The organism is Stutzerimonas nitrititolerans (assembly GCF_003696285.1).
Classification (GTDB): Bacteria; Pseudomonadota; Gammaproteobacteria; order Pseudomonadales; family Pseudomonadaceae; genus Stutzerimonas; species Stutzerimonas nitrititolerans.
Genome location: NZ_RFFL01000002.1, coordinates 208,102 through 231,552, shown reverse-complemented (window position 1 = coordinate 231,552; position 23,451 = coordinate 208,102). Strand labels below are relative to the sequence as shown.

The following is a 23,451-nucleotide window of genomic DNA, read 5'->3' as shown; positions in this document are numbered from 1 at the left end:
CCGATCCATGCCCGATCAAACCGATGAAGCGAATCTGCTGATCGTCGATGATCTGCCGGAAAACCTACTGGCCCTGGAAGCCCTGTTGCAGGCGCCGAACATCCGGGTCCATCGCGCGGAGTCGGCGGAACAGGCGCTGGAACTGCTGCTGTGCCATGAGTTCGCGCTGGCCATCCTCGACGTGCAGATGCCCGGCATGGACGGTTTTCAGCTGGCCGAACTGATGCGCGGTTCCGAGCGCACCAAGCAGATCCCCATCGTCTTCGTCAGCGCCGCCGGGCGCGAACTCAACTACGCCTTCAAGGGCTATGAAACCGGCGCCGTGGACTTCATGCAGAAGCCGCTGGACATCCACGCGGTGCGCAGCAAGGTCAGCGTGTTCGTCGACCTGTATCGCAACAGCAAGCGCATGGCGCGCCAGGTGGAAGCGCTGGAAAGGAGCCGGCGCGAGCAGGAGGTGCTGCTCGATGAGCTGCGCAGCACCAAGGCCGAGCTGGAGGAGGCGGTGCGCATGCGCGACGACTTCATGTCGGTGGTTTCCCACGAACTGAAGACGCCGCTCAACACGCTGATACTCGAAGTGCAATTGCGCAAGCTGCAGCTGAGCCGCAACAACTTTGCCGCCTTCGAGCATGATCGGCTGCACGCCATGGTGAACCGGGATGAGCGGCAGATACAGAGCCTGATCCGCCTGATCGACGACATGCTCGACGTCTCGCGCATCCGCACCGGCAAGCTGTCGATCCGCACCTCGCGGGTGGATCTGGGGCAACTGGTCGGCGGCGTGGTGGACGATTTCGCCGCTCAGATGGAGGCCGCCGGCTGTGCGCTCGAATACCTCTGCGCAGAGACCATCGTCGGCGTCTGGGACGCCTTCCGCGTAGAGCAGGTGCTGGTCAACCTGCTCACCAACGCCATGCGCTACGGCGCGGGCAAGCCGGTGCAGATCCGGGTTTCATCCCGACCGGACGCCGCCTGCATCGAAGTGCGGGACCATGGCATCGGCATCAGCCAGAAAAGTCTGGAGCGGATCTTCCACCAGTTCGAACGCGCCGAAGGCAGCGAAAGCAGCGCCGGTCTGGGCCTGGGCCTGTTCATCGCCGAACAGATCGTCAAGGCCCACGGCGGATGCATCCAGGTCGAAAGCCGGGAAGGCGAGGGCGCGTTGTTTCGGGTCACGCTGCCCTTGTAGGCGTGAGCGCCGGCGTCCCTAGGATGAGCAACTGATCTCCAGATGCTTGCCCCACTCGGGTGGTCGCTGTGCGTATCGCTCCATACCCGGTTGCTCGTCGAAGGGGCGGCTGAGCACGGCATGCAGCTCGCGTACCGGCTCGTAGTCGCCCTGCTCGGCGGCTTCGATGGCCTGCTGGGCCAGGTAGTTGCGCAGGATGTATTTCGGGTTGGCCGCCTGCATGCGCGTCTGGCGCGCAGCCTGGTCGGTGCCTTCGCATTCACTGCGCTGACGATAAGCCTGCGCCCAGCGGTCGAAACCCTGCAGATCGACAAAGTCTTCACGCAAGCGTGACAGTGCCTGCTCCGCGGGGCTGTCGCCGAGCTCGCGGAAGAAGCGGGTGTAGTCCACCGCGCTGCCCTGCATGAGCTTGAGCAGGTCCTGGATCAGCACCTGGTCGCCGTCATCGGCCTGGACGAAGCCGAGCCGGCCGCGCATCAGCGCCAGCCACTGCGCTTCGTAGAGTGGCAGGAACAGGTCCATGCTTTCCCGCAGCGCGCCGACCTCGACGAAGGGCGTCAGCGCCTGCGCCAGTGCCGCCAGGTTCCAGTGGGCGATAGGTACCTGATTCTCGAAGGAGTAGCGCCCCGTGTCGTCGGAATGGTTGCAGATGAAGCGGGCATCGAAGTCATCGAGGAAGGCGTAGGGGCCGAAGTCGAAGGTGATGCCCAGGATCGACATGTTGTCGGTATTCATCACCCCGTGGCAGAAGCCATAGGCCTGCCAGCGGGCGATCATTCCGGCGGTGCGCTCCAGAACCTGTCGGAAGAACGAGCGGTAGGGCTCGGGATGTTCCAGGCAATCGGGAAAATGGCAGGCGATGACGTGATCGAGCAACTGGCGAAGCGCGTCGTGCTGGCGGGTGTAGTAGAAGAATTCGAAGTGGCCGAAGCGCACGTGGCTGGGCGCCAGGCGCAGCAGCATGGCGCCTCGTTCCTGACGTTCGCGATACACAGGCGTCTGCGAGCTGGTCACGCAGAGCGCGCGCGAGCTGGGAATGCCGAGCGCGTGCAGGTGTTCGCTGGCGAGGAACTCGCGAATCGACGAACGCAGCACCGCGCGCCCGTCGCCCATGCGCGAATAGGGCGTCTTGCCGGCGCCCTTGAGGTGCAGGTCCCAGTAATCACCGGCGTCGTTGATCACCTCGCCCAGCAGCAGGCCGCGCCCGTCGCCCAATTGCGGGTTGTAGGCACCGAACTGATGGCCGGAATAGACCATGGCCCGCGGCTCGGCGGTGCTCCACAGCTTGTGGCCGGAAAACAGCTCGGCGAACAGCGGCGTGTCGGCCTCGGCCGGGTTCAGGTCGAGCAGTGTCATGGCCGCCTCGCTGGCGACCACCAGCTGCGGTTCGGCCAGCGGCTGAGGCATCACCTCGGTGGAGAAGACATCGCCCAGGCGGGCGAAGCGGTTGTCGAAGTTCAGTTCGGTCAGGGTTTTCACGGCGGCTCCTGGCGCACGGCGCGCCAGGAACAGGCGCGCGCCACGGGGATTATGACCCCGCTGGCGGGGCGAGGTTGTTCGATCGCACCCATGTTTCCGCGCGGGTGCGCTGTGTCAGGACGCTGGCGACCTTCGATGGTGCCCACGCAGGAGCATGGGCACCATCGGTGAAAAATGGAGGTCAGGGGCTGGCGCACCGTTCCTCAGGCCTGACCGTCGGTGGCGCAGGCCTCGGATCGATCCAGGCGCAGCTCCTGGCCGTTGCGGTTCTTCAGGTGCACATCCAGCTGGCGGAAGGCGATGGTGATGCCGTGCTCGCGGAACTCCGAGTCGAGGCGCCGGTTGATCTCGTCGATCACCGGATTGCGGTCGGCCAGGTCGCGCACGTGCAGGCGCAGTTCGTGTTCCAGGCGGCTGTCGCCGAAGTTGAGGAAGAATACCTGCGGCTCCGGGTCCTTGAGCACCCGCGGGTTTTCCCGGGCGGCCTGGAACAGCAGCGCGCGCACCTGCTCCAGGTCGGAGCCGAATTCCACGCCGATGCGGATGGTCACCCGGGTCACGGTGTCGCTCAGCGACCAATTGAGCAACTGGTCGGTGACGAAGGTCTTGTTTGGGACGATGATTTCCTTGTGATCGAAGTCGGTGATGGTGGTGGCGCGGATGCGGATGCGGCTGACGGTGCCGGACAGGTTGCCAATGGTCACCACGTCGCCGATGCGCACCGGCTTTTCGAAGAGGATGATCAGGCCGGAGACGAAGTTGGCGAAGATCTCCTGCAGGCCGAAGCCCAGCCCCACCGACAGCGCGGCCACCAGCCACTGCAGCTTGTCCCAGCTCACGCCGAGTGTCGACAGCATCGAGACGATACCGGTGCCGACCAGCGTGTAGGACAGCAGCGTGCCGATGGCGTAGGCGCTGCCCGGCGCCAGGTGCAGGCGCGACAGCACCGTGACTTCGAGCAGGCCCGGCAGGTTGCGCGCCAAGGCGAAGGTGATGGCGATGGTCAGCAGGGCGCCGAGCAAACTGTTGAGCGTGATGGCCGATTCGGCATCGCCGGAGACGAATTCGTACAGGGTGACGTTATCCAGGTACGACACCACGCTGATCAGGTCGGCCCAGACCCAGTAGAGCACCAGAAAGAACAGGCCGAACATCGCCATGCGCGTCAGGCGCAGCGACTGCTGGTTGACCTGTTCGATGTCCAGCTCCGGCTCGCCGGGGGCCTCGTCGCCGCTGTCATCCGTCTGCGCCTCGCGTTTGGCCTGCGCGCGCTGATAGGCCAGCCGCCTGGCGGCAACCGTCAGACCACGGATCAGAGTCGCCTCGATGGCGACCCAGGCCATCAGCAGATAAAGGGTGTCGATCAGGCGGCCGGTGAGTTTCAGCGCGGTGTAGTAGTAGCCCAGGCCGACCACCACGATCAGCGCCAGCGGCAACAGGCTGAACAGCAAGCCGATGAAGCGCCGCACCGGCGGCGCGTTCTGGCTCGCCGGCCCCTTGAGCAGCAGGCGGGTCAGGCGCCAGCTCATCATGGCGTAGCAGGTCAGCACCACCGCGATGCCGAGCACGTCGTCGACCAGGCTGGCCGGCTGATGCTCGGCGACCGCCACCACGGCGACCAGCGCCAGGACGACGAGACCCAGGCGTCTGATCTCGTTGCGCAGGAATGCCACCTGCGGCTTGAGCCAGCCGAAGTGGACCTCGGCCACGCGGTTCGGCGACAGCATGCGGTAGGCGGTGTAGAACACCAGCCAGGCCTGTGCCATCTGGTAGAAGGCCACGCCCAGCGCGACGTTCTGCCCCCGGCCGTCCATCTGTAGCAGGTAGCCGCACAGGGCCAGAAACAGGGTGCCGGGCAGCGCCAGCAACAGGTTCAGCAGCAACGCCAACGGCGTGTGCAGCTGACTGTCGTGGCGGAAATGCCCCACCTCGCCGCTGAGCCGCTCGAGCTTGGCGTTGATTGCCCGACGCCACCAGAGCAGCGCGAGAATCACCAGGAACAGCGGCAGGAAGAACAGCGGTCGTTCCAGCAGCCCGGCGCCCAGAGCCTGTACCGTCGAAGCCCAGGGCATGGCGCTGAGCTGGCGCTCCAGCAGCAGCGGCGCATTCTTGAACCAGCTCAGGTCCAGCGGCTTGTTGCTGGGGATCCAGAACATCTGCTCGTCGAGGGTTTCGCTGAGCGTGCGTACCTTGCTCTGCAGCTGCTTCTGGCTCAGCTGCAGTGTGATGGATTCGCTGAGCAGCGCGTTGAGCTGGTGATTGAGCCGGTCGAGCAGTTCGCTACGCGTGCGCATCAACTCCAGCAGGGCATTGCGCAGCTCGGGCGTGATCGTGGCGTCCGGCTGGCTGGACAGCAGCTTGTCGACATGGTCCTCGACATTGCCGCTGAGCCCGCGCCGCTGGTTCAGCTCGAACTGGTAGAGCCGGATATCGGCGATTTCGTCGGCGAGGTTGCGGTCCAGGCTCAGCTGGGGGAGCGCCTGTTTCTGCTGGTAGAGCACCTTGGACAGCAGCAGGCTGCCTTCGAGCACCGCGATCTGTTCCTCCAGAGCCTGGTCGGTCTGGCTGAGGATGTCCAGTTGCTGGCGCGTCTGCAGATTCCGCTGAGTCAGGTCGTTGAGGCGCTCGGTCGCGCGCAGCAGGTAGCCGGAAAGGCGTCGGTTCTCCTCGCTTTCGGCCGGCAGCAGCTTGTCGGAGCCGGCCTTCTCGGCCTTGGCCGAGAACTCCGCGACGGTCTGCTCGGACTCCTCGCGGCGCTTGTCGTTGATTGCCGTCTGCAGGGCGATGCTCTCCTGCTCGGCACGGGCGATCTGCGTGGTCAGCAGGTCGCGGCGGCTCTGCCCGAGATCCTGCAGCATGCTGTTGCCGGCCAGCTCCTGCCGGCGCAGTTCGATCTGAGCATTCAGGGCGGCCTTTTCCGCCTCGAGCAGCGCGCGACGTTCGTCCGTCAGCGGCTTGTTGTTTTCCCGACCGCTTTTCAGCAGGCCGTTGATCTCATCGATGCGCAACTGGTTCTTGCTGATATCGGCCTGGGCGCGCTCGGGCCGGGTCTGCGCGCTGATGAGCATGCTGTTGGCCGCGCTGAGCGCCTGTTGCCAGAGGGCGAGCTCGTCCACACGGGCCGCCAGGCGTTGCTCCAGTACCGGTACCGAAAGCTTGGAGAGGCGCTCGGACAGATCGCTGTTGTCCTCGCTCACCAGTTTGGAGAGCGTACGCTGGGCTTCGCTGATCTCCTTGGGTGCGCTGGCGAGCTCGGCCTTGAGATCGGTCAGGCGCTGCCGGGTTTCCTCGGCCTGGCTGAGCAGCCGTTGTTTGCGCTCATCGGCGTTGGGTTGTGCGTTGCTCTGGGGCTCTTCCTTGGCCGAGGCCTGGGAAGAGCCGCCGATCAGGCCGCCAATCCCCGGCGCGGCATGGGCGTTGGGCAGTGCGGGAAGGAGGGCCAGCAGGAGGGCCAGAGCGAGGAAACGCAAAGAAGGCATGAAACGGCATCAGGCAATGAACAGAATGCCGAGTCTAAGCGTTGAGGGGATGTCAGGGCGAGTCCACACGACGGATGTATGGATTCGCCCTCGGGGCAGTCACACCTGGCTGAAATTCCGGGTGGTTCACTGGTGGTTTACTAGAGCACGAAGGCCGCGCCAGGTTTGCTGCCATCGGGAAACTTCAGGCCCACTTTGAGCACTTGACCACCTTCCATGGCGGCGATGGTCCAGGTCAGGCCAGCCCATTCGACCTGGTCGCCGACCACCGGGCTGCCGCCGACTTTTGCCGCGATGAAGGGGCCGATCGGCTGATGACCGTCGACATCGCCCAGCTTGAGTCCATAGAGCGCGGCGAGGGCGCTGAGTTCGGCTTCGCTCTCCAGGATGAAGTCGCCGAAAAAGCGCATGTCGCGGCCCCGTTGCGGTGCCTGGCTGAAGAGCTTGCCAAGTGCCGGAAGGTCTTCTTCATGGCCGATCACGCAGAGAACGTCATCGACCTGCAGACGTGTGCTGCCGGATGGATGGAGCAACGCCTTGCCGCGGAACAGGGCAGCGATGCGCGTACCTTCCGGCATGTTCAGCTCGCGCAACGCCGCGCCGACGCACCATTTGCTGGCGCTCAGACGGTAAACGAAGATTTCCCACTGGCTCGTGGGGTGAATCTGCAGCCCGGTACGAGAAATCGGCGATGGCGAAGGAGGGACTTCCACCTTGGCCTTCTTGGCCGCCCAGGTCAGGGTGGTGCCCTGCAGCAGCAGCGAAACCAGGACGATGAAGAACGCCACGTTGAAGAACAGCTGGGCATTGTCCAGGCCGGCTACCAGCGGAAACACCGCGAGGATCACCGGCACCGCGCCGCGCAGGCCGATCCAGGAGATGAACATGCGCTCACGCAGGTTGAAGCTCTTGAACGGCAGCAGCCCGATGAACACCGATAGCGGACGTGCGAACAAAATCATCCAGGCCGACAGCAGCAGCGCCGGTATGGCGATCGGCAACAGCTCGCTGGGAGTCAGCAGCAGGCCCAGCACCAGGAACATGCCGATCTGGCTGAGCCAGGCCAGGCCATCGAACATGTGCAGGATGCCATGGCGGTTGCGAATGGGGTTGTTGCCCAGCATCAGGCCGCAGACGTAGACGGCGATGATGCTGCTCCCGCCGACCGCGCCGGAGAGCGCATAGATCATGATGCCGCCGGCTACTGCCAGGAGCGGATAGAGGCCATCGGCCACCGCGAGCCGGTTGACCAACTTCAACAGCAGCCAGCCGCCGCCAAGGCCCAGCGCGATACCGATGGCGAACTGTTGTACCAGGCTCACCAGCACCATCCAGGTGAAGGACGTCTCGCCCGAGGCGATCATGCTGATCAGGGTGACGGTGAGGAACATCGCCATCGGGTCGTTGCTGCCCGATTCGATCTCCAGCGTGGGGCCGACACGTTCGTTCAGCCCCTTTCCGTTGAGCATGTTGAATACCACCGCGGCATCGGTGGAACCGACGATGGCACCGATCAGCAGCCCTTCGATCAGGCGCAGGTCGAACAGCCAGGCGGCTGCCACCCCGGTCAGGCCGGCGGTGATCGCCACGCCGAAGGTGGCCAGTGACATCGATGGCCAGAGCGCCACGCGGAAGGTGGACTTGCGTGTTCGCATGCCGCCGTCGAGCAGAATGACCGCCAGTGCCAGGTTGCTGATGACGAAGGCGAGCTTGTAATCCTCGAAGACGATGCCGCCGATGCCGTCGACGCCCGCGAGCATGCCGACCGCGAGGAAAATCACCAGGATAGGCACGCCGAGACGGGCCGAGATGGAGCTCATGAGGATGCTTGCGGCAACTAACACGCCACCGATGAAAAACAGGTGATTGATGTTGCCAACGTCCAAACCCAGCTCCTATCCAGTAAGTCAGATCATGCGGCATGCATGTGACATGCCAGTGATTCTAACCTGAGGGCTTGACGGTCTGTCAAAAAAACGCCCCGAGGTTCGGGGCGTCGGCGCAGAGGGGTTATCACCCGTTCAGAACCAGCCTTCCTGCATGTTCAGGCAGGTATCGTCGCGCGCTTCCAGCAGGGTCAATTCGGGCTGGCAGCCCAGTACTTCCCAGGTCAGGAAGTAGCGTGCCGCCTGCAGCTTGCCGCGATAGAAGTCGGCGTCGGCGGGGTTGCCGTCGGTCAGCCCGTGTTCGGCGCGCAACGCCTGCTCCAGCCAGCGCCAGCCGATCACGGCATGACCGAATACCTTCAGGTAGAGCGCCGAGTTGGCCAGGGCCTGGTTGATCTTGCCGGCCATCAGGTCGCCGAGCAGCGCCTGCGTCACGCGGGTCAGCTGCGCAACATGCTGCTCCAGGGGCTGACGCAGCGGGGCCAGGGCTTCGTGGGCGGCCGCCCGCTGGCAGCAATCCTGGATCAGCCCGAGCAGCTGCTGCAAGCCGGCGCCATTGTTCTGCATCAGCTTGCGGCCCAGCAGGTCCAGCGACTGGATGCCGTGGGTGCCTTCGTGGATCGGGTTGAGGCGGTTGTCGCGGTAGAACTGCTCCACCGGGTATTCGCGGGTGTAGCCGTGGCCGCCGAGAATCTGGATCGCCAGTTCGTTGGCCTTGAGGCAGAACTCCGAGGGCCAGGACTTCACGATGGGCGTGAGCAGGTCCAGCAGTTCGCCGGCATTACGGCGTTCCTCCTCGTTTGTGGCGGTGTGCTGGTCGTCCACCAGCCGCGCCGAATAGAGGCCGAGATCGAAGGCACCTTCGACATAAGCCTTCTGCATCAGCAGCATGCGCTTGACGTCGGTGTGCTCGATGATCGGCACCTGCGCCGAGGCCGGGTCCTTGCCATCGGGCAGGCGTCCCTGGGGACGTTCGCGGGCATAGTTCAGCGAGTAGAGGTAACCGGCATAGCCGAGCATGATTGCGCCCATGCCGACGCCGATGCGCGCCTCGTTCATCATCTGGAACATGTAGGCCAGGCCCTTGTGCGGCTCGCCCACGAGATAACCCACGCAGTTGCCGTTATCGCCGAAGTTCAGCGCCGTACTGGTGGTGCCGCGCCAGCCCATCTTGTGGAACAGCCCGGCCAGCAGCACGTCGTTGCGCGGGCCGAGACTGCCGTCATCGTTGATCAGGAATTTCGGCACGATGAACAGACTGATGCCCTTCACCCCGGGCGGCGCGTCCGGCAGCTTGGCCAGCACCATGTGCACGATGTTCTCCGAGAGCGGATGGTCGCCGCCGGAAATGAAGATCTTGTTGCCTTTCAGCCGATAGCTGCCGTCGCCGGCCGGCTCGGCGCGGGTGCGGATATCCGACAGCGAGGAACCGGCATGGGGTTCGGTGAGCGCCATGGTGCCGAAGTAGCGCCCCTCGATCATCGGCTGCAGGAAGCGCTGCTTCTGGTCGTCGCTGCCGAAGGTCTCGATCAGGTGCGCCGCGCCCATGGTCAGCATCGGGTAGGAACTGGTGGCGATGTTGGCTGACTGGAAATGCGCGAAGCAGGCCCGCGACAACAGGTTCGGCAGCTGCATGCCGCCATCCTCGAAGCTGCGCTGGGCGTTGTGGAAGCCGGCCTCGATGAAGGCATCCACCGCCGGTTTGACCTCGGGAATCAGCACCGCCTCGCCGTTCTGGTAGAGCGGTTCATGCTCGTCGGACGTGCGGTTGTGCGGGGCGAAGTACTTCTGCGCGATCTGGCGGGCGGTACCCAGGGCCGCATCGAAGGTTTCGCGGCTGTGATCGGCGAAGCGCGCGCGGCGGGTCAGCGCCTCGGCGTCGAGCACTTCGTAGAGTTCGAAGGCGAGATTGCGTGGGCAAAGCAGCGTTTCGGACATGAATGGAGCCTCCGTTTTTATCGTTCGAGTCTACGGAGCGCCGCGCGAGAATGACCAGCACCATACATTCGAGTGATACGCCCACCAAACCTCCTAGGGTCTGTTGCCGTTTCGTCGCGAGCCACGTTGCTGCGAGAAATGACGCCAGGTTAGGCGTAGGACGCAGGCAATGGTTATTCCCTTGCCAAGTCCTACAACGACAGCTGACGTCATTTCCCGCGCAACCCCTTCGGGCCGGGCCTGTTTTTACGCGATGCGGCGTTATTCGTCGTTCATTTGGAATGACCAAACTTTTCTCCTCATGCCTTGCCTCGCGTAAAAACAGGCTCCGGCGCGGCCGCGGACGAAATGGCAACAGACCCTAGCGCTTTCATTGGCCTGCCAGGGCGGAACTTCTGGCATCCTTCGCGCCCTCCAATTCATCGAGGAGGAGTCATGCACGAAACCGAACTGACGACGCGCAAGAACGAGCACCTGGACCAGGTCCTGGCCACGCTGCGCACTCGGCCGGCGGTGAGCAATGGCTTCGAGGCCGTGCGCTTCGAACATTGCGCGCTGCCCGAGCTGGATCTGGCGCAGGTGGATTTGTCCGGCAGCCTGTTCGGCAAGCCGCTGGCGGCACCCCTGCTGATCAGCTCCATGACCGGCGGGGCGCAGCGGGCCGAAGCGATCAATCGGCACCTTGCCGAGGCGGCCGAGGCGCTCGGCATCGCCCTGGCGGTGGGTTCGCAGCGTGTCGCGCTGGAAGCCGGCGGCGATGATGCGGGGCTTTCGCGTGAGCTGCGCCGGCTGGCGCCCAGCGTGCCGTTGCTCGGCAACATCGGTGCGGCGCAACTGGTGCAGGGGTATGGCCTGGACCAGGCACGGCGGGCGATCGAGATGATCGAAGGCGATGCGCTGATCATCCATCTCAACCCTTTGCAGGAAGCCGTGCAGCCCGAGGGTGATCGCGATTGGCGCGGCGTGCTGGTGGCCATCGAGCGCCTGGCCGTGACGCTGGAAGCGCCACTGGTGGTCAAGGAGGTTGGCTCGGGCCTGTCGGCGCGGGTGGCGCGGCAACTGCTGGACGCCGGCGTCGCGGCGCTCGACGTGGCCGGAGCCGGTGGCACCAGTTGGGCAGCGGTCGAAGCGGCGCGTAGCGCCAGTCCGCAGCAGCGTGCGGTGGCCGAGGCGTTCGCCGGCTGGGGCATTCCTACCGCGCAGGCCATCGCCGAGGTGCGTCGTGCCTGCCCCGATGCCATCCTGATCGGCTCCGGCGGCATCCGCGATGGCATCGACGCCGCCAAGGCGATTCGCCTCGGAGCCGATCTGGTGGGTCAGGCGGCGGCGGTGCTGGAAAGCGCGCTGATCTCCGGCGAGGCCGTGGCGGCGCACTTCCAGACGCTGATCGAGCAACTGCGCATCGTCTGTTTCTGCACCGGCTCGGCGAATCTGGCCGAGCTGGCACAGGCCCCGTTGCTCGGTTCGCGCTAATCGCGCCAGCCGCTGGCCAGCTCGCGGGTCAGTTCGGCCGCCGGCGTTTCGCGGCAGCCACTGACGTTCTGTCCGGCCCACAGCGGCGTGCAGTGATCCAGGTCGAGGGCTTCCGTCTTGGCCCGTAGTGCGCCGATGGCGTTGCCGGCCAGCGGAAAGTCCGGCACGTCCGCGGGCAGCGGACCGAGTTCGCGCATGATCCGATTGACGATGCCGCGTGCCGGGCGCCCGGTGAACAGCGTGGTCAGTGCGGTATGTCGGGCCCGCGGGCTTTTCAGGGCGGCGCGGTGCAGGGCATTGGTGCGGCTTTCCGGGCACAGCAGGTAGGCGGTGCCGAGTTGCACGCCCGCAGCGCCCAGCACCTGCGCCGCCGCCACGCCCTGGGCATCGGCGATGCCGCCGGCGGCGATCACCGGTACGTCCAGCGCGGCGACCAGCTGCGGCAGCAGGGCGAAGGTGCCGAGCTGGGTAGTCAGTTCCTCACCGAGGAAGATGCCGCGGTGGCCGCCGGCCTCCAGGCCCTGGGCGATCACGGCGTCGACACCATGCTCCTGCAGCCAGAGACCTTCCTCCAGCGTGGTGGCGCTAGAGGCGATCTTCGCCCCGGTGGCACGGACGCGCTGCAGCAGTTCGGGGGTCGGCAGGCCGAAATGGAAGCTGACCAGTGCCGGGCGGTGCCGCTCCAGCACCGTGGCCATCGCCGCATCGAACGGCTGGCGGGTCGGGCCGCTGGGGATGGTGCCCGGGTCGATGCCGAATTCGGCGAACAAGGGCGCCAGCATCTGATGCCAGGCCGCGATGTGCGCGGGGTCGGCCGTGGGCGTCTGGTGGCAGAAGAAATTCACGTTGTAGGGGCGCTCGGTCAGCCCCTCGATGGCGCTCAGTTCGGCCTCCAGCGCCGGAGCATCGAGCATGCCCGCCGGAATCGAGCCCAGGCCGCCGGCTTCGCAGACCGCGGCGGCCAGCAAGTGATTCTGGGCGCCCGCCATGGGCGCCTGGATGATGGGAAGCTCGGTGCCAAGAAGATCGCGCAGGTCCATGGTCAGCTCCGTTCAGTCATTGGGGAAGCCTCACTGTAGACCTCGGAGCGCTTGCAGGAAACGGCATTGGTCGTGAAGGTTCTGCGCCGCGCGGGCGCGCACGGTAAACTGCGCGGCTCGCCCAGGGTCTGTTGCCGTTTCGTCTCCAGCCGCGGACGAAATGGCAACAGACCCTAGGAGCCGTCAATGAACTATCGCCACGCCTTCCATGCCGGCAACCATGCCGATGTCCTCAAGCACCTGGTATTGGCACGACTATTCGCCTTGTTGTCGCGCAAGGAGGCGCCGCTGGCCTATCTCGACAGTCACGCGGGCGTGGGCCTCTACGACCTGGCCGGCGATCAGGCCAGCCGCACCGGCGAGTGGCTGCAGGGTATCGAGCGCATCTGGCGCGCCGAACGGCACCCGGCGCTGCTCGATGACTACCTCGGGGCGGTTCGCGCGCTGAATCCCGATGGCCAGCTGCGCTACTACCCGGGCTCGCCGGAGCTGGCGCGGCAACTGACCCGTCCGCAGGACCGCCTGCAACTCAATGAAAAGCATCCCGAAGATGGCCGCCTGCTCAAGGACAACATGGCCGGTGATCGTCGTGTCGCGGTGCACCTGGGCGAAGGCTGGCATGTACCGCGGGCATTGATGCCGACCCAGGAAAAGCGCGTGGTGCTGCTGATCGACCCACCCTTCGAGCAGGCCGACGAACTCGGGCGTTGCGTGGCGGCGCTCGGGGAGGCGCTGGGCAGAATGCGCCAGACCATCGGCGTGATCTGGTACCCGATCAAGGACGAGCGCCAGCTCAAACGCTTCTACCAGGACCTGTCGCGCAGCGGCGCGCCGAAACTGTTGCGTGCCGAGCTGCTGGTCCACCCCGCCGACGACGCCTCGCGTCTCAATGGCTCGGGGCTGGCCATCAGCAACCCGCCCTGGGGGCTGGAAGAAGAACTGCGCGAACTGCTGCCGTGGCTGGCCGAGCAGCTGGGCCAGAGCCAGGGTGGTTGGCGGCTGGACTGGTTGATCGAGGAAAGCTGAGCGGGGGCTCTGGCGGAGGTATTTGAGCAGGGTACGGTGCGATCCCTTTCGGTGCGCCGAACGGTATGAGCGGTGATCTCGGCGATTGGTCCCTTGGATCGGCCACCGATTGTGGACGTGTCGGTAGGGCCGAATTCATTCGGCCGGGCGCCACCGCCTGTTGCAAAAAGGCCGAACAAGTTCGGCCCTACCTGGCTAGACCTTTTGCGGGCCTCGATACAATTGCCCAACCCAACAGCAGCACACAGACCAGGATCAGCGGCCAGGAGCGCCATTGCAGATAGGGCGTCAGGCCCTGCATCGGAATGACTTCACCGTAGAGCACCGCCTGCTCGAACGCCGGCACCTGTTCGGTGATGCGACCGAAGGGGTCGATCAGCACCGTGACGCCGTTGTTGGTCGCGCGGATCATCCAGCGTCCGGCTTCCAGCGCGCGCATCTGCGCCATCTGCAGGTGTTGCAGCGGGCCGATGGAGCGACCGAACCAGGCGTCGTTGCTGACGGTCAGCAGGACGTCGCTCTCGGCCGCCAGGTCGGCAGCGAATTCGGGGTAGACGACTTCGTAGCAGATGAACGGCGCGATCCGATGGCCCTTGGCCGTCAGCGGCGGCTGGCCGGGTTCGCCGCGGGCGAAATCGGACATGGGCAGATCGAAGAAGGCGATCAGGCCCCGCAGCAGGTCCTGCAGCGGCACGTACTCGCCGAAGGGCACCAGCTTCTGCTTCAGATAGGTGCCTTGCGCGTCGCCCGTGGTGGTCAGGCCGTTGTAATAGCGCAGCTCGCCTTCGGCGTTGCGCTGGCGTACCGGCACACCGGTTATCAGCGCCGAATCGCGGTCCCGGGCGAAGCCGTCCATCATCGTCAGGTAGCCGGCGGCGTGTTCCTTGAGGATGGGCACGGCAGTCTCGGGCCAGACGATCAGGTCAGCCGGACGGCTGGCGAAGCTCATGTCCCGATAGAGCAGCAGCTGCATTTCGAGCTGCTTGGGGTCCCACTTCAGGCTCTGGGCGACGTTGCCCTGCACCGCGGCAACGCTCAGGGGCTTGCCCTTGGTTTCTGTCCAGGCGTGGCCGTCGAGTGCCAGGCCTGCCGCCCAGGGCGCGGCCAGCAACACCAGGGCGCCGCCGAACGCGAGTTTGCTGGCATACAGCCGTGGCAACTCGACCAGCAGCGTCGCGCTCAGCGCGACGGCGAAGGTCAGCAGCCAGATGCCGCCCACCGGCGCCAGACCCGCCAGCGGGCCTTCCAGCTGGCTGTAGCCCGCATACAGCCAGGGAAAACCGGTCAGCACCCAGCCGCGCAGCGCATCCAGCGCCAGCCAGAGCGCGGCGAATGCCAACGCGTTGGCCAGGGGCGTCTGTTCGCGCCGCAGCCAGCGGCTCCAGAGCCAGCCGAGCAGGGCGAAGAACAGCGCCAGTCCCGCGACGAAACCCAGGGTGAGGGCGCCCGCCAGTGGCGGCGAGGCCGCACCGAAGTCATGGATGCTGACGTAGACCCAGCTGACGCCGGAGCTGAACAGGCCGAAGCCGTAGCACCAGCCGCGCTGCGCGGCGTGTTTCGGCCCCAGCGTGCGCAACCCCGAATAGAGCAGAGCGATGGAGAGCAACGCCAGCGGCCAGATATCGAAAGGCGCCAGCGACAAAGTGGTCAGTGCGCCGCCAGCCATGGCAAGCAGATTGCCCGGCCAGCCGGGACGATTCATCCAGCGCATCGGCGCTCCTTGAAAAGACGGTCAGCGCGAATTCCGGCTCTACCGATTCTCACCTCTGATCCGGGTGAGTCGCAGCATGTGTACACGGCGGCTGTCGGCGTTGAGCACGCGGAAGCGGAAGCCGTCGATCTCGGTGATTTCGTTGCGCTTGGGCAAGTGGCCGAAGGTGCTCATCACCAGGCCCGCGACGGTGTCGAATTCATCGTCGGGGAAGGCGCTGTGGAAGAACTCGTTGAAGCTGTCGATGGGCGTCAGCGCCTTGACCAGGAAGTCGCCGCTGGGCAGCGGCCGAATGTAGCTGTCTTCCTCGATGTCGTGTTCGTCCTCGATGTCGCCGACGATCTGCTCGAGCACATCCTCGATGGTCACCAGGCCCGCCACGCCGCCGTATTCGTCGATGACGATGGCCATGTGGCTGTGGTTGGCGCGGAACTCGCGCAGCAGCACGTTGAGGCGCTTGGACTCCGGCACGAAGGTGGCGGGACGCAGCAGGTCCTTGATGTCGAAGCTGTGCTGGTCGTCCTGCAGGATCAGCGGCAGCAGGTCCTTGGCCAGCAGCACGCCGATCACCTCATCAAGGCTTTCGCCCACGACCGGGTAGCGAGAATGCGCGGCAGAGATGATGGCGGGCAGGAATTCCTTGGGCGACTGGTCGGCCCTGATGCTCATCACTTGCGAGCGCGGCACCATGATGTCGCGAACCTGAAGGTCGGCAACCTGGATGGCGCCTTCGACGATGGCCAGCGCTTCGTTGTCGAGCAGCTTGTTCTGATGGGCCCCGCGCAGCACCTCGAGCAGTTCGTCGCGGGTCTTGGGTTCGTGGGCAAAAGCCTGGGTGATCTTCCCAAGCCAGGACTTCTGCCCGTTGATTGATCGATCTTCACTCATGTCTTTGACTCAAAGGTCCTTTGGTTGCCCTTGGGGCTAATGTTCGGCGTAGGGGTCGGGATGGCCCAACTCCGCCAGCAGCTGGCGTTCGAGATCTTCCATCTCCTCGGCCTCGGCATCTTCAGTATGGTCGTAGCCCAGCAGGTGCAGGCAGCCGTGAATGACCAGATGCGCCCAGTGGGCCATCAGCGGCTTGCCCTGTTCGGCGGCCTCGCGGGCGACGACCGGAACGCAAATTACCAGATCTCCCAACAGGGGAATGTCCAGCAACTCGTCGGGAACGTCCGCCGGGAACGACAGCACGTTGGTGGCGTAGTCCTTCTGCCGCCAGGTGCGGTTCAGTTCGCGGCCTTCGGCTTCGTCCACCAGGCGGATGGTCAGCTCGGAATCGGCTGTGCGCTGGCGCAGCGCCAGCTCGCACCACTGGCGAAAGTCCTCGTCGCTGGGCGCTTCGCCCTGGCTGACGCGCTGCAGATCGAGCTCAAGCACTTCTGCCATCCTGCGTTCGAGCGGATGGCGCCTGCTTCTGCTCGAACGCCTCGTAGGCTTCGACGATGCGCTGTACCAGCGGATGGCGCACCACATCCTTGGGCTGGAAGTGAGTGAAGCTGATGCCGTTGACGTCCTTGAGCACCTCGATCACGTGGGCGAGCCCCGATTTGGTGCCCCGTGGCAGGTCCACCTGGGTGATGTCGCCGGTGATCACCGCGGTCGAGCCGAAGCCGATCCGGGTGAGGAACATCTTCATCTGTTCCAGGGTGGTGTTCTGGCTTTCATCGAGGATGATGAAGCTGTTGTTCAGCGTACGCCCGCGCATGTAGGCCAGCGGCGCGATTTCGATCACCTGCTTCTCGATCAGCCGCGCAACGTGCTCGAAGCCGAGCATCTCATAGAGCGCGTCGTACAGCGGGCGCAGGTAGGGGTCGATCTTCTGCGCCAGGTCGCCGGGGAGGAAACCCAGTTTCTCGCCGGCCTCGACCGCTGGTCGCACCAGCAGGATGCGGCGCACCTGCTCGCGCTCCAGTGCATCCACTGCAGCGGCCACGGCCAGATAGGTCTTGCCGGTACCGGCCGGGCCGATGCCGAAGTTGATGTCGTTATCCAGGATCGACTGGACGTAACGCTGCTGATTCGCGCCTCGGGGTCGGATGTTGCCCTTGCGGGTACGCAGCGTGATGTTCGGGATCGCGGAGGTTTCGCCCAGTTGCTCCATGCCCGATTCCTGCAGGAACAGGTGAACCATGTCCGGCGACAGCTCGGTGCTCTTGGTTTCGCGGTACAGGCGGCGCAGCAAGGTTTCAGCGGATTTGGCGACATCGGCGGGGCCGACCAGCTCGAACTGGTTGCCACGGTTGCGGATTTCCAGCGCCAGCCGCTGTTCGATCAGGCGCAGGTGCTCGTCGAGTTGGCCGCAGAGATTGGCGAAGCGGTCGGCATCAAAGGGTTCAAGGGTGAAGCGATGAGGTTCTATGGGGGCGTTCAAGGGCTTTTTGGTGACCGTGCTCGGCAGATAAGGAAAACGAAGAATAGCGCTGTAAATGGAAAAAAACAGCGGGAAACGATAAAAGCGATGGGCGTGAATCAGGCTTAGGGCCGGATCCGCGGCTTGCGTCGTTTCGAGAGGCGCAAGCCGCAGGTGCTCTGGCCGTCGCGCTCAGGCGACCAGCGTGCCACGCAGCGAGTGCGGCAGTGCGTCGTCGATCTGGACCTCGACGAACTGGCCGATCAGGCGTGGGTTGTCGCAGCGGAAATTGACGATGCGGTTGTGCTCGGTGCGGCCCTGCAGCATACCCGGGTCTTTTTTGGAATAGTCCGTGACGAGAATGCGCTGGGTAGTGCCCACCATCCGTCGGCTGTTCTCGAAGCCCATCTGGTTGATGCGCTGCTGGAGGATCGCCAGCCGCTGCTTCTTCACTTCTTCCGGCGTTTCGTCAGCCAGCTCCGCAGCCGGCGTGCCGGGGCGGGCGCTGTAGACGAACGAGTAGGAGAAGTCGAAGCCCACGTCTTCGATCAGCTTCATGGTCTGTTCGAAATCCTTGTCGGTTTCGCCGGGGAAACCAACGATGAAGTCCGAGCTGATCAGGATCTCCGGCACTGCCGCCTTGAGCTTGCGGATGCGCGACTTGTATTCAAGCGCCGTGTGGTTGCGCTTCATCGCGGCCAGCACTCGGTCGGAGCCGGACTGCACAGGCAGGTGCAGGTACTTCACCAGCTGCGGCAGGTCGGCGTGGGCCTGGATGATGGCGTCGGAGAACTCCAGCGGATGGCTGGTGGTGTAGCGGATGCGCTCGATCCCCTCGATCGCCGCCACGGCGTGGAGCAGGTCGGCGAAGTCGTGGCCATCGTGGCGGTAGCCGTTGACGTTCTGTCCGAGCAGGGTGACCTCTTTCACGCCGTTCTCGGTCAGGTGGAGGATTTCCGCCAACACATCGGGCATCGGCCGGCTGACTTCCTCGCCGCGGGTATAGGGCACCACGCAGAAGGTGCAGTACTTGCTGCACCCTTCCATCACCGAGACGAAGGCGGTGGGGCCGTCCACCCGTGGTTCGGGCAGGCGATCGAACTTCTCGATCTCGGGGAAGGAGATGTCCACCTGGGGCGTTTTGGTGGTGCGCACCGCATCGATCATTTCCGGCAGGCGATGCAGGGTTTGCGGGCCGAACACTACGTCGACATAGGGCGCGCGATCACGGATGGCGGCGCCTTCCTGGCTGGCCACGCAGCCGCCGACACCTATCACCAGTTGCGGGTTTTCCAGCTTCAGCTCACGCCAGCGACCCAGTTGCGAGAAGACCTTTTCCTGGGCCTTCTCCCGAATCGAACAGGTGTTGAGGAGGATCACGTCGGCTTCGGCCGCGTTCTGGGTTACCTCCATGGCCTGGCCTTCGCCCAGCAGATCCACCATGCGCGAGCTGTCGTACTCGTTCATCTGGCAGCCATGGGTTTCGATGAAAAGCTTACGGGTCATGGTACGGGCCGGCTTGTGCAAAAAATGACCGGCGATTATAGGCCGGGAGTAGGGGTGAGAAAAGCTGATAAGCATGGAAAGCTGTTGCAGGGGCCGTCAGTCTTGCTGGCCCTTCTATGAGCGCTGATCGCGAGCAAGCTCGCGCCTACAGAAACGGCGCGATATGAGGCATGGCTGTAGGAGCCAGCTTGCTGGCGATCCCGCTGGACGTCGACGCGAGCAAGCGGCCCTCAGCGCGGATTTTCGACGGTCTGCAGGTCCATCAGGTAATTGCGGAAGATCTGTCCCAGCACCTGGACGGCGATTTCCAGCTCGTCACGGCGCATCTGTGCCGAGACCCGGTCCGCGGTGTCCAGCGCCTCTTCGGCACCGTTTACCGCCGACATCTTCAGCAGGATGTAGGCCTGCACGTTGCTGGCCGGCACGCCTTCACCACGAAAGAACATGGTGCCGAGGCGGTGCTGCGCCAGCGCATGGCCTTTCAGCGACGCCTGCTCGAACCAGTGCAGCGCCTTGTTCAGGTCGCGCGGCGCGCGGCGGCCGTCGTAATGGAACTCGCCCAACTCGTAGGCGGCCTGCAGGTCGCCCTGGCTGGCCGCCTGCTGGCAGGCGCGCAGCGCGTCGGGAAGCTCCTCGGGAAGGGTATTGAGGGTGCAGCGGGCCGTTGCCGGAATCAGCAGGGAATTGCCGCCCGCAGCCGACAGCAGGGGCGATAGAAGCAACAGGCAACCCAACGTAAGGCTGCGACCGGTGCGAATCATGGCTCGAGGCGCCTCGAAGAGCAGGGCGTTGACAGAACTGGCCGGTCAGAAACGAGCCGGCCGTCACATTATGGATAAGCTCTCGCCGGCTTACAAAGCCTTTCACGGCGCGGAGTGCCTTTTATGCGGACGTTTCGACTCGTTCGTTCGAATTGTTTCGCAGATTCGGCAGCAGCCAGGCCAGCGGCAGGCAAGCCAGACCGAGGCAAAGCAGCTGGTAATCCGCAAGCGGCAGTGTCGGCCATGGCAGCGCCGCCAGCATCAACACGCAACCCAGCATGCCGGCGCCTGTCGGCAGTCGTGCCGGCCTTTGCACCAGGCCGGCATAAAGCACCAGCGAGGCGCTGCCGAGACCAAGGCCCAGCGCATAGGGCTCGCTCCAGCCGAGCTGGCGGGCCAGTTCGAAGAACGCGCATAGGCCGAGCACCATTCGTCCCCAACCGGGCCTACTCCAGGTCCAGCGGCTTGCCAGCGTCAGCGCGACGGTACCGATCAACGGAAAGCCGAGCAGCAGGGTCGCCTGCAACAGCCAGCGGCGTGCCTCCAGCGTGTCGAAGCCGAACGCCAGCTGCGCCACGGCGCAAGCGCCGGTGCCGGCGGCGAGAGCGAACGCCAGCTGGACGCAGAACAACGCGGGCTGGTAGGGCTCGCCGTAACCGCGGCGCGCGATGCCGAGACGGATCACACCAGCTGACGCGGCAAGCGTCAGCAGCGTGGCTTGCAACAGCTCAGGCACCGGATTTATGCCAGCTGGGCAAAGGCGCGCTCGGCGGCGTCCAGGGTGATCTTCAGCTCGGTTTCGCCATGGGCGATGGAGGTGAAACCCGCCTCGAACGCGCTCGGCGCCAGGTACACGCCACCGTCCAGCATCAGATGGAAGAAGCGCTTGAAGCGCTCGGCGTCGCTGGCCATCACGTCGGCGAAGGTGACGATGTCGTCGGCCCCGCTGAAATACAGGCCGAACATGCCGCCGACCTGGGTGGTGACGAACGGAATGCCAGCTGCCTCGGCGCGTTCCTTCAGGCCGGCCAGCATGCGCGTGGTGTAGTCGGTGAGCTCGGCATGGAAGCCGGGGCGGTTGATAAGATTCAGCGTGGTCAGGCCTGCGGCCATCGCCAGCGGGTTCCCCGACAGGGTGCCGGCCTGGTAGACCGGGCCGAGCGGCGCGACGCATTCCATGATGGCACGCTTGCCGCCGAAGCAGCCGACCGGCATGCCGCCGCCAATGATCTTGCCGAAGGTGGACATATCCGGCGTGACGCCGAAATGCGCCTGGGCACCGCCGAGGGCGACACGGAACCCGGTCATCACCTCGTCGAAGATCAGCACCACGCCGTGCTTGTCGCACAGGCTGCGCAGGCCTTCGAGGAAGCCCGGCGCCGGCGGCACGCAGTTCATGTTGCCGGCCACCGGTTCGACGATGATGCAGGCGACCTGTTCACCTTTCTCGGCCAGTGTGGCCTCGACTTCGGCCAGGTCGTTGTAGGCCAGGGTCAGGGTGTGCTTGGCGAAATCCGCCGGTACGCCGGCCGAGCTGGGCACGCCCTGGGTCAGGGCGCCGGAACCGGCCTTGACCAGCAGGCTGTCGGAGTGGCCGTGGTAGCAACCTTCGAACTTGATGATGGCGTCGCGACCGGTGTAGCCGCGGGCCAGGCGGATCGCGCTCATGGTCGCTTCGGTGCCGGAACTGACCATGCGCACCATCTCCATCGACGGCACCAGGCTGCAGACCAGCTCGGCCATCTGGGTTTCCATGGCCGTCGGCGCACCGTAGGACAGACCGTGGTCGAGCTGGCGGCGCACCGCGTCGAGCACGTCCGGGTGGCTGTGGCCGAGGATCATCGGGCCCCAGGAGCCGACGTAGTCGACATAGCGCTTGTCATCCTCGTCGATGACGTAGGCGCCCTCGGCGTGCTTGAGGAACAGCGGTGTGCCGCCGACGCTGCGGAAGGCGCGCACCGGTGAGTTGACGCCGCCGGGGATATGGGTCTGGGCGCTGGCGAACAGTATTTCGGAACGGGACATGCTGAACCTCTCGAAAAAAAGATGGGCGGGTCGGCGATGGCCCGCCGATGAAATCAGGGGATTGTGAACAGCCGACTGAAGGCTTGTGCGCGTTGTTCGACCTCGGCGGCCGAGTCGGCGGCGAACAGCGCGTGAATCACGGCGATCAGGTCGGCGCCCTGGGCGATCAGTCGTGGCGCCGTGTCCAGGGTGATGCCGCCAATCGCGACGATGGGTTGGCGAAAACGCGCACGGGCCTGTTGCAGCAAGGCATCGTCGGCGGCTGGGGCGCCGGGTTTGGTATTGGAATTGAAGAAACGACCGAAGGCGACATAGCTGGCGCCGTCCTCGATGGCCCGCTCGGCCAGTGTCAGCTGTGCATGGCAGGTGGCACCGACGATCGCCTGCGGACCGAGCCGTTCACGGGCGATGGCCAGCGAGCCGTCTTCCTGGCCCAGGTGCAGGCCGACGCCCAGATGGGCGGCCAGTTCCAGGTCGTCGTTGATGATCAGCGCCGCGCCGTGGCGCGCGCAGAGTTCAGCCAGTGCCTGGGCTTCACGCTGGCGGCGCGCTTCGTCGCCGGACTTGTCGCGGTACTGCAACAGCCGCACGCCGCCGCGCAGCGCGGCTTCGACGTAGGGCAGCAGGCGGCCTTCGGCGAGCAGCTGGCTGTCGGTGATCGCGTAGAGCCCGCGCAGCGGAGAGGTTTCGTTCATGCGCCGTGCCTCGCTCACAGTTCCAGCGGCAGACGGCGCGGGATGTACTGGCCGTGGCCCGGGGCTTCGGCGTCGCGCAGGGTGCGCCAGGTGTAGTCGAGGGCGGACTCGACCGCGCTGGTCAGGCTCTCGCCCAGGGCCAGGCGGCCGGCGAGGGTGCTGGCCAGGGTACAGCCCGAGCCGTGATAGCTGCCCGGCAACCGCTGGCAGGTGAAGGTGTGCAGGCTGCCGTCGCGGGCGTACAGCCGGTTGTGAACTTCGGTTTCGTCGCCATGGCCGCCGGTGATCAGCAGATGGCCTATGTAGGGGAGCAGCTTCTCGGCGCACTGATCCGCCGTGCCATTGGGCAGCTCGGCCAGAATCTGCGCCTCGGGCAGGTTCGGTGTGGCGATGGTGGCGACGGGGAACAGTCGCTCGCGCATGGCGAAGCCGACTTCGTCGCGGCCCAGCGCGCCGCCGCCGCCGGCACGCAATACCGGGTCGCAGACCAGCGGTACGCTGGGCAGCTTGCGCATGATGTCGAGCACGGTGTCGACCATCTCGACCGAGCCGAGCATGCCCAGCTTGACGGCGGCGACCGGCAGGTCGGCGATCACCGCGTTGGCCTGGGCCATGACCCAGTCGCGGTCGAGCACGCGGAAATCGGAAACATCGACGGTGTCCTGCACGGTCAGCGCAGTAACGGTCGGAGCGGCATGGCAGCCCTGGGCGAGCAGGGCCTCGATGTCCGCCTGCAGACCGGCACCACCACTGGGATCGTGGCCGGAAAGGCAGAGGACGACGGGACGGGAAGTTGGCGTTTTCATGGCGTGCGAGCTTAGCACTAAACGACGGGAAGACGATAAGAAGCGCCTGGGCTGGAAAGCTGGACGCAAAGGCGTTTTCGAGCT

18 protein-coding genes are annotated in these 23,451 nt (G+C 65.2%); 3 read left to right on the top strand and 15 right to left on the bottom strand.

The features are described from left to right. The first annotated feature begins 7 nt into the window (after positions 1-7). Entirely contained in the window at positions 8-1,192 is a 1,185-nt protein-coding gene (locus EA795_RS03185; protein ID WP_122075541.1) for a hybrid sensor histidine kinase/response regulator, read from the top strand. A gap of 18 nt (positions 1,193-1,210) precedes the next feature. Here EA795_RS03185 and selO read toward each other — a convergent pair whose 3' ends face one another. The 4 genes from selO to EA795_RS03165 all read right to left on the bottom strand — a co-directional run bounded on the left by selO (position 1,211) and on the right by EA795_RS03165 (position 9,974). Continuing rightward, a complete protein-coding gene (selO, locus tag EA795_RS03180) occupies positions 1,211-2,671 on the bottom strand; it encodes a protein adenylyltransferase SelO (RefSeq protein WP_122075539.1) in 1,461 nt (486 codons plus the stop codon). A 203-nt stretch (positions 2,672-2,874) separates the two neighbouring features. Next, positions 2,875-6,150 carry a mechanosensitive channel MscK gene (gene mscK, locus EA795_RS03175; protein WP_122075537.1) on the bottom strand — a complete coding sequence of 1,092 codons (3,276 nt, stop codon included), beginning with the start codon at positions 6,148-6,150 and terminating at the stop codon, positions 2,875-2,877. Between the two features lie 140 nt (positions 6,151-6,290). Next, on the bottom strand, positions 6,291-8,036 hold the full coding sequence (locus EA795_RS03170) for a potassium/proton antiporter (protein WP_065985694.1): 1,746 nt from the start codon (positions 8,034-8,036) through the stop codon (positions 6,291-6,293). Between the two features lie 135 nt (positions 8,037-8,171). Further along, positions 8,172-9,974, bottom strand: coding sequence for an acyl-CoA dehydrogenase (locus tag EA795_RS03165; RefSeq protein WP_122075535.1), 1,803 nt, complete (start codon positions 9,972-9,974; stop codon positions 8,172-8,174). Between the two features lie 435 nt (positions 9,975-10,409). Between EA795_RS03165 and fni the strand changes: the two genes are divergently transcribed. After that, positions 10,410-11,447, top strand: coding sequence for a type 2 isopentenyl-diphosphate Delta-isomerase (gene fni, locus EA795_RS03160; protein ID WP_014851306.1), 1,038 nt, complete (start codon positions 10,410-10,412; stop codon positions 11,445-11,447). Here the strand turns inward: fni and EA795_RS03155 are convergent. Continuing rightward, positions 11,444-12,487: an NAD(P)H-dependent flavin oxidoreductase gene (locus EA795_RS03155; RefSeq protein WP_014851307.1), complete on the bottom strand. Its 1,044-nt coding sequence runs from the start codon at positions 12,485-12,487 to the stop codon at positions 11,444-11,446. The two genes, fni and EA795_RS03155, sit on opposite strands and share 4 nt — an antisense overlap. 186 nt (positions 12,488-12,673) lie before the next feature. On the opposite strand from EA795_RS03155, the gene EA795_RS03150 reads away from it, so the two are divergent. Further along, the gene (locus tag EA795_RS03150) at positions 12,674-13,513 is read left to right on the top strand and encodes a 23S rRNA (adenine(2030)-N(6))-methyltransferase RlmJ (RefSeq protein ID WP_014851308.1); all 840 of its coding nucleotides are present in this window, start codon (positions 12,674-12,676) and stop codon (positions 13,511-13,513) included. 187 nt (positions 13,514-13,700) lie between these two features. On the opposite strand, the gene lnt is transcribed toward EA795_RS03150, so the two are convergent. From lnt to EA795_RS03100, 10 genes are all read right to left on the bottom strand, one after another. Further along, positions 13,701-15,224 (bottom strand): apolipoprotein N-acyltransferase, encoded by a 1,524-nt coding sequence (gene lnt, locus EA795_RS03145; RefSeq protein WP_122075533.1) that lies wholly within the window; start codon positions 15,222-15,224, stop codon positions 13,701-13,703. Between the two features lie 39 nt (positions 15,225-15,263). Next, positions 15,264-16,112 carry a CorC family transporter gene (locus tag EA795_RS03140; RefSeq protein ID WP_122075531.1) on the bottom strand — a complete coding sequence of 283 codons (849 nt, stop codon included), beginning with the start codon at positions 16,110-16,112 and terminating at the stop codon, positions 15,264-15,266. Positions 16,113-16,148: 36 nt separating this feature from the next. Continuing rightward, entirely contained in the window at positions 16,149-16,601 is a 453-nt protein-coding gene (gene ybeY / locus EA795_RS03135) for an rRNA maturation RNase YbeY (RefSeq protein WP_122075696.1), read from the bottom strand. Then, positions 16,594-17,595, bottom strand: a complete 1,002-nt coding sequence (locus EA795_RS03130; RefSeq protein ID WP_122075528.1) for a PhoH family protein — start codon at positions 17,593-17,595, stop codon at positions 16,594-16,596. The genes ybeY and EA795_RS03130 overlap by 8 nt, the downstream gene beginning before the upstream one ends. A gap of 171 nt (positions 17,596-17,766) precedes the next feature. Beyond that, the gene (miaB, locus tag EA795_RS03125; protein ID WP_122075526.1) at positions 17,767-19,080 is read right to left on the bottom strand and encodes a tRNA (N6-isopentenyl adenosine(37)-C2)-methylthiotransferase MiaB; all 1,314 of its coding nucleotides are present in this window, start codon (positions 19,078-19,080) and stop codon (positions 17,767-17,769) included. A gap of 230 nt (positions 19,081-19,310) precedes the next feature. Continuing rightward, entirely contained in the window at positions 19,311-19,841 is a 531-nt protein-coding gene (locus EA795_RS03120) for a tetratricopeptide repeat protein (RefSeq protein ID WP_014851314.1), read from the bottom strand. 121 nt (positions 19,842-19,962) lie between these two features. Then, positions 19,963-20,577 (bottom strand): hypothetical protein, encoded by a 615-nt coding sequence (locus EA795_RS03115; protein WP_122075523.1) that lies wholly within the window; start codon positions 20,575-20,577, stop codon positions 19,963-19,965. Positions 20,578-20,582: 5 nt separating this feature from the next. Then, positions 20,583-21,866, bottom strand: a complete 1,284-nt coding sequence (hemL, locus tag EA795_RS03110; protein WP_058074257.1) for a glutamate-1-semialdehyde 2,1-aminomutase — start codon at positions 21,864-21,866, stop codon at positions 20,583-20,585. A 53-nt stretch (positions 21,867-21,919) separates the two neighbouring features. Continuing rightward, positions 21,920-22,561 carry a thiamine phosphate synthase gene (gene thiE, locus EA795_RS03105; RefSeq protein WP_122075521.1) on the bottom strand — a complete coding sequence of 214 codons (642 nt, stop codon included), beginning with the start codon at positions 22,559-22,561 and terminating at the stop codon, positions 21,920-21,922. Positions 22,562-22,575: 14 nt separating this feature from the next. Next, positions 22,576-23,367 carry a bifunctional hydroxymethylpyrimidine kinase/phosphomethylpyrimidine kinase gene (locus EA795_RS03100; protein WP_122075520.1) on the bottom strand — a complete coding sequence of 264 codons (792 nt, stop codon included), beginning with the start codon at positions 23,365-23,367 and terminating at the stop codon, positions 22,576-22,578. Positions 23,368-23,451: the final 84 nt, after the last annotated feature.

Excerpts from the sequence above, each read along its gene's own strand:
- hemL (WP_058074257.1), bottom strand. The coding sequence starts at position 21,866 with ATGTCCCGTTCCGAAATACTGTTCGCCAGCGCCCAGACCCATATCCCC.
- lnt (WP_122075533.1), bottom strand. The coding sequence starts at position 15,224 with ATGCGCTGGATGAATCGTCCCGGCTGGCCGGGCAATCTGCTTGCCATG.
- EA795_RS03165 (WP_122075535.1), bottom strand. The coding sequence starts at position 9,974 with ATGTCCGAAACGCTGCTTTGCCCACGCAATCTCGCCTTCGAACTCTAC.
- fni (WP_014851306.1), top strand. The coding sequence starts at position 10,410 with ATGCACGAAACCGAACTGACGACGCGCAAGAACGAGCACCTGGACCAG.
- EA795_RS03140 (WP_122075531.1), bottom strand. The coding sequence starts at position 16,112 with ATGAGTGAAGATCGATCAATCAACGGGCAGAAGTCCTGGCTTGGGAAG.
- miaB (WP_122075526.1), bottom strand. The coding sequence starts at position 19,080 with ATGACCCGTAAGCTTTTCATCGAAACCCATGGCTGCCAGATGAACGAG.
- mscK (WP_122075537.1), bottom strand. The coding sequence starts at position 6,150 with ATGCCTTCTTTGCGTTTCCTCGCTCTGGCCCTCCTGCTGGCCCTCCTT.
- EA795_RS03100 (WP_122075520.1), bottom strand. The coding sequence starts at position 23,367 with ATGAAAACGCCAACTTCCCGTCCCGTCGTCCTCTGCCTTTCCGGCCAC.
- EA795_RS03150 (WP_014851308.1), top strand. The coding sequence starts at position 12,674 with ATGAACTATCGCCACGCCTTCCATGCCGGCAACCATGCCGATGTCCTC.
- EA795_RS03120 (WP_014851314.1), bottom strand. The coding sequence starts at position 19,841 with ATGATTCGCACCGGTCGCAGCCTTACGTTGGGTTGCCTGTTGCTTCTA.
- EA795_RS03155 (WP_014851307.1), bottom strand. The coding sequence starts at position 12,487 with ATGGACCTGCGCGATCTTCTTGGCACCGAGCTTCCCATCATCCAGGCG.
- EA795_RS03185 (WP_122075541.1), top strand. The coding sequence starts at position 8 with ATGCCCGATCAAACCGATGAAGCGAATCTGCTGATCGTCGATGATCTG.
- thiE (WP_122075521.1), bottom strand. The coding sequence starts at position 22,561 with ATGAACGAAACCTCTCCGCTGCGCGGGCTCTACGCGATCACCGACAGC.